Consider the following 6,379-nt stretch of genomic DNA (forward strand, 5'->3'; position numbering starts at 1 on the left):
TAAATTAAGAAGTTGCCACACACCATTCCAAACATCCTCAACAACCCCATCAAATAAATCGCAGATTCCCTGCCAAAGGTCGTCAAGTTCATAGACACCGGCCAGCACTTCTCGAACCAAATAAGTAAACCCTTCAATTGTCTCGTAAAGAACCGGGTCTACTGAACTAATACCTATGCCCTCTGGTTCATTGGTCGGTGGGGTGCCGGTGTTCTCTGGGATGAAGGTCGGCTCTATGGAATTTGTCACAGACCGCTCTATTGAATAACCACCTACAAGGCTAGTCTGTGACAAATCTGTTTCCGGGGTGTCGGTGTTGGTTGGGGTGCCAGTATTCTCTGGTTCAGGGGCCGGCTGGATCGTGTTTGTCGCAGACTCCTCTATTGGATAACTAACTATAAAGCTAGTCTGTGACAAACCTGTTTCCGGGATGTTGGTGTTATTGGAGATGCCGGTGTTATTGCTGGTGCCGGTGTTTTCTGGTTCAGAGACCGGCTCTATGGAACTTGTCACAGACTCCACTATTGAGTAATTACCTAAAAAGCTAGTCTGTGACACCTCATCATTAAGAGTGTCGCCGTTGGTTGGGATGCCGGTGTTCTCAGGTTGATTGATGAGATTGCAAAACCGCAGTTCATAAGCTTTGAGAACGTCCAGAGAGAAGCCGGTTGCTTCAGGCAAAACAGCCTTATAAAAACGCTGCCGTTCACCAGATGCTAGACGGCGTTGCTTACCAGAAAAGTTAATGGCCACCCTATCCAAAATATGCTTAATCAATCGCACCGGCCCGTATTCAGGCGTGACATTAATACCTAATGCCAATTTGAGTCGGTGTTTATGTTGAGTTAAACAAGCCTCAAAGAAACTGAGCGCTTTTGGGTCATTGTTGGTGTACTCACCATCATCCAGAAATTGCTCAATATTTAATTCATCAATCACCGCTAATTTGAGAGATGAACAATGAATATCCCAGAGGGGTGTGTGATATTTTAAAGCACCGGCCCATTTTTTACGGTCAGCATTTTGAGCAGACCCTTTATTTTTCCAGTGCCAATAAAGTTTGAGTTGAGATAAAATCTGGGGTTCATCATATTTACACCAGTATATGAATTCCGGTGTTAATTCCACCCCCGGCAATTTATCTCTCAACAATGCTTTCTCAATTTGCCACCGTTCCTCGCTGGTAGATTCCATTTTTAACATCAGAGCTTCCGCAGCTTCTTTGGTGATATCTTTAGCTTCTGATATTTTTTTAGCACGGTCAATTAAAATTTGCTCCCGTTCCATACTAATAGAACGGTCATCTGGAGTCGTCAGACTGATAATAGAATGACCGGCTTCCTTGAGTAATTCTTTCAGACAAGCTCGAAAGTTTGTTTTCTGGTAATTATCACGAGCTTGGTAATTAACCACTGCTTCCAGATGAGGGTCTTTCCAAGTGCGGGATTCCAGATCAATAATTTGGGATAAAGCGGCAATCATGTCAAATAAATCGGCTTCTTCCTCTGGTTTATTCGTAGCTTCTAAGTAATTCTGGAGGGCAATCTGCTGGATAATTTCAAAGTTCTTCTTGTGCAGTTGCTTCTTGACAACTTTGGGGAAAGGAGAATGGTTATCACTAGCATTTATTGTGTATTCCCGTGCAAAGATAAAGCGGGGAACGGGGATACGATATCGCCCTAATAATTGCATGGCACTTTGAGAACTAACTACCCCACAAAATAAACCCCAAACTTCATCAAAATGCTCAACCGTAATATCAAGTGAACTTTCAGCAGTTGGTGATAAAAACACAACGGATGGCTGTACTTGTTTGATATATTCGTTCGGGTTGGTCAGAAAATCACCAATTTCTTCTGGGTTGTCTGCCTTGGTAAAACTGTCACACCTGGTGGTAATGATATCGGGGAAAAGTCTTTTAATTTTAGCTTCTATGGCTTGCAGTGAAACTTGAGTATCGCCTACCACTAAACATTTTTTGCCATCTACAATACTGTCAATTAAGTTGGATAAGAAAGGCCCTTTAGAATTCGGTTTGTACTCGACAGGGTTCACTAAACCATCAAAGAAAGTGATGTCCCATGACCAAGGTTTGAAAGTATTGTGGTAGATGTAACTTTGTTTGGAGGGGTCAAGGGATTGTAAATAATTGATGTCAGGGTTGGCGAGGTCAGCATCCAAACAAATGATATATTCAGCTTCTCTGATAAAATCAGCAAAACGGTTAAGGATTTTGGCACGCAACCTTTTACAAGTTGCACCCCGGAGAGCATGGTCTAATAGTTTGGAAACTTCTTCTAAAATTAGTACCTTTTTAGGAATTGTTTTAAAGATAGAATCAATGCAAAGTGCTAACCAATCACGGGATTGCCGCCAAGTTTGGTTTAACTTATTATCCCCAGTATCCAGATTCCAAACAAAATCAACTTTGCCTTGCAGCCGTTCACACAAGTTCATTAGTAAACTGTTGCGGTACGACATAATATTGCCGCATTCAAACATTGAGGTGATATGTTTGAGCAGTTCAGTTTTGCCGGTGCCCATCGCCGACTTGACAAAGATAAAACCAGGTTTTATATCTTCCGCTAAGTCGAGGGTAAGATAACGTTCTGAGAATTGTTTATTTGGTTTCTTGGTTAGATGAGAAAGCTGGTGCCATTCCCCGTGAGCACGTTCTGGGTATGATTCTTGCCATTGGCGTTGTCGTTCTTTAGCAGTTTCCGAAGCAATAATTTCTTCATTCTCCAACCATTGATTATGTTGGGCCACTAATTCGGGGTCTGGTTCAGACCAGTCGAATTCTGAATCATCAATGGGGTTATAGGAAGGGGAAGCTAACCGTAAATATTCAGCAGTCGGTTTATAGGTGATGCTTGGATTAGATGTCAGGATTTCATCAATATCCCCGGCCTCTTTATCAAACCATTGACCCCAGTCAGCCACTTCTACTTCATAGCCCCAGGATTGGAGCAAAGTTAAAGTGTTGCAATCTCGGTTTAAGACGTGCCGGTTATTGGCAGCACCGGCATCTGGAAAATAGGTAATTGTTCCTTGTCCTAACTGTTGAAGGGTGGCTTGCAATTGAATTTTGCTACTTTTAAAGTTGCCACCGGCAGCACCAACAAAAAGCCATCCTGATAACTGACCGGCCACCCAAGGTTTTAAGATTCCTTCACATAATCCAATGCGTTGAATGTCGCCGTCGGGTCGGCAAATGGTGATAGGTAGTTCTCCAGTTTCTTTAAGATGAGAAGTTGGGCCATTCGGTCGTTTCTTGATATTAGAACTTGGCCATTTGTATTTGCCATTTTCAGTATCATCTGCCCTTAACTGCCAGCCGGTGATTAAGCCGTCAGCGTTCCAAGTAGGGCAAATGTAACCAGATTGAGTGATTAATGACCGGCCATCAATTGATACACCGGCCAGTCTATGATCTACTTCAAATTCTAGTTTTTGCCACGCTTGGACTGAACGGAATAAACCGGCTTTTATTTGGCTATCATTTAATCCGCGCCGGTGTAAATCTTGGCGGTGTTTTTCACTCAAACTTAATTGGCTGATTATTTTACGGATTTCTTTATCTCTTTGAGAAACTGAAAGGGATAAGGATAGCCGCTTAGCTTCCTCTTCTAACCGTTTGGCTCGTAGGAGATCGCGTTCTCTTTTGATGCGTTCTTTGTCTGCTTCTGATATCTTGCCGTTGTCGGGGGCAAAGATACCAAATAAACCATTTTTATCAAGTTTTGTGAATACCCAACCGGGGGGTACAGGGAGGTCTAGGCCGGTGATGCAAAATACTAATTCTCCAACGGCTTTACATTCCCTTCCACCGCGATTACGACCACGACTTTGACCGTTGCAAATGGGGCAAGCTGTTTTTAGTGCAGTAAATTGGAAACTCATAGTGATGGCTACAAAATTATGAGATTGTTCTTGTCAAGAAGCCAAAATCTATGCCAGAATGAAGGTTCAAATAATTCATGGTTGTAATATTTTTTGCCTCCCTAAATGATGGACGGGGAGGCTGCTTTTTTTGGTGGGATGGGGGGGAATGGGTGAAAGTAGATTTTTCATTCCCGCTTCGCCGGCCAACAAAAGCAAAAAATATTACAGAGCATTCCCAAACAATGAGGGTTCGGGATACTAATTATTTGAAGCTTGACAAATGGTGTGTTCTAGCTTCGTTGATTATCGCAAGTTGTTCACTCCGCGTGGAGTAAAAAACTTTTTTTGGAACAGTTTTCAGTATTTTTCTTGAAGTCTTTGATATTCTTGGATTCGTTGGAAAGCTTGATTACTTTGATATTCTTGGATTCTTTGATTTCCGTAAGTACCGAATTGTAGCGTGAGCTTCGGAGTGGCATCTTTAACCATGCTTGTGTTCAATGGTTCGTTAAGGAGGCCGGTTATCTAATTAACTTCCGCTGCGACTGTGGTTGCCACAAAGCTAACCACCACGCTCAACTCGGTACTAAAAAAGCGATTGGAGTCTCTGGAATGCTTGGAGTCTCTGGAATGCTTGGAATCTCTGGAATGCTTGGAATCTCTGGAATGCTTGGAATTCTTGGAGTTCATTGATTTAGAGTAATTGCCGATTAGCAGAACTCTAAAAAGAAATATGCTATTTCTTAGAATTTAGAATAATGGCCAATCAGCCACTACTCTAAACAGAAATTCTCTTTTCCTTTCACCAGAATACCACATCAATATCCATTTTTGGCCAGAGAATAGTAGATTTTAACGGGTAACTTAAAGAAAAGATACAATTTTGAACCGGCACACCCAGACAACTAAATCAGGATTCGGTTTCCCTCGACAAACACAGCGTATGAATTCATCTTTAGTTCCCCATAACCCCCCCTCGGCTAGTAGATCGCTTTCTGGCATATCCATCAACTTTTCTTGGTAAGGGATGTGGGTGAGGATGATGTCGGCAATATGGTGAGAGCCTGGGACGTAAGGGGCATTATTCCAAGCCCTTACAATTTCTTGGTGATGAAAAATCCGTTGGTATTTCTCAGCAGTTGCCGGTTTCCACAATCTGCGGGTAACTGTTTTGGTGCCGGTGAGCAACGGATCATCCATCCCCTTTTCTTTAGCCAGTTTTGATGTGATTGAGAATGAGAGAATCATAAAATTGTTGGAAATTCTTGAATGCGGAGTGACTGAGGCCATTCTTCGAGATTGTCACCTTTGCCTTTAACTTCTAGGTTGGAATTAGAACCTAGTTGTTTGACAAATATTGGGGTGCCGGTTTGCTCACATTGATTAACAATTGATTGAATCCATTTGACTTGACAAACACGAGCATTAGGCCCACTTTCTCCACCAACAATTACCCAATCCAGCTTTTCATTATCTCTGTAAGATTCTTGGTAATCTTCATAGAGATAATGCGGTCGAAGTTCCACCGGCCCCAATAGTGGTTCGCAACTGATAAATCGGATGGTGGCCGGTGTTTCCAGTAAGGTTTTTATTCTGTGGGTAACAACTTCATTCTCTACAGAAACACCAACCCACACATTACTCAGTGGCCATGAAAATTTATCATAAGCCCAATTGTTTAGCGGGAGTGGGGGATAGTCGTTACCAGGGTGTTTATTGATGTCTAACTCAGCATTTATCCACATAGCAATTCTTTGGGGAGTATTGGGGTCATTGAGATAAGCATTAAGGCGGTCAGGGCATTTTGTGAGTACCTGGTAAGTGTGGCGTTTGTAAACTGCCATGTAAGCCCAAGTTAGATCCAAAAACCACTCTGGTACATCATCACTGAATAAATCCGCCATATTACTGACAAAAATACGAGCTGGTTTTTTCCATTGTTCCACCCATTTCAATCGGTCTGGGTGATATTTAATCAATCCTGTCCACCGCAGAGTTTCCCCTTTTTTCTCTACGGTGCCGGTGTAAATTTCTCTAATCTTGGGATTGGGGTTATGCGATAGCCGCCAGCTATCTTTGATAGCATAACAGTTGGCACAACCGGCAGATTTGGGAATGCAGCCAGTGACTATTGGCCAACTGTGGTCAGTCCATTGGATTTTGGAATTCTTGCTCATTGGAACACCCTTGTTTTAATGACATGGTTTTGTTGGGGGGTGGAGACGTCTTTATAAAGTTGTCTCCACCGGCAGTCAGTAGGCAGTTATTTCAACAGCCCATAGTTACGAGCGCAGATGGGCCCGTAACCCAGAGATAAGGAAGTTTCTGTGCTAAGCCGCTGATAACAAAAGCAGCACCGGCCTGTCAGAGTCCCGTATTCTTGTGCGGTATGGTGTGGATTATTAGCAAACTTTTGGAGGGCCGGTACGACCCATGCGGGACATCCTTTTGCTGGGCGGAATGTGCCGGCTTTATCAATTGTTCCTAGGAACCC

General features: G+C 42.9%; 4 protein-coding genes. All 4 read right to left on the reverse strand.

Translation table 11 applies throughout. From position 1 onward, the window contains the following. Positions 1 to 3,903, reverse strand: a 3,903-nt coding sequence (locus NG798_RS26500) for a plasmid replication protein, CyRepA1 family (RefSeq protein ID WP_317619640.1), incomplete at its 3' end; no start/stop codon positions are given. An 846-nt stretch (positions 3,904 to 4,749) separates the two neighbouring features. Continuing rightward, complete coding sequence (locus NG798_RS26505) at positions 4,750 to 5,085, reverse strand: hypothetical protein (protein ID WP_261226725.1); 336 nt, start codon at positions 5,083 to 5,085, stop codon at positions 4,750 to 4,752. Positions 5,086 to 5,129: 44 nt separating this feature from the next. Beyond that, a complete protein-coding gene (locus NG798_RS26510; RefSeq protein WP_261226726.1) occupies positions 5,130 to 6,062 on the reverse strand; it encodes a phage Gp37/Gp68 family protein in 933 nt (310 codons plus the stop codon). 86 nt (positions 6,063 to 6,148) lie between these two features. Next, positions 6,149 to 6,379: DUF6011 domain-containing protein (locus NG798_RS26515; RefSeq protein WP_261226727.1), on the reverse strand; the 231-nt coding region annotated here is incomplete at its 5' end.

This window comes from Ancylothrix sp. D3o (genome assembly GCF_025370775.1).
In the GTDB taxonomy this organism is placed as follows: domain Bacteria; phylum Cyanobacteriota; class Cyanobacteriia; order Cyanobacteriales; family Oscillatoriaceae; genus Ancylothrix.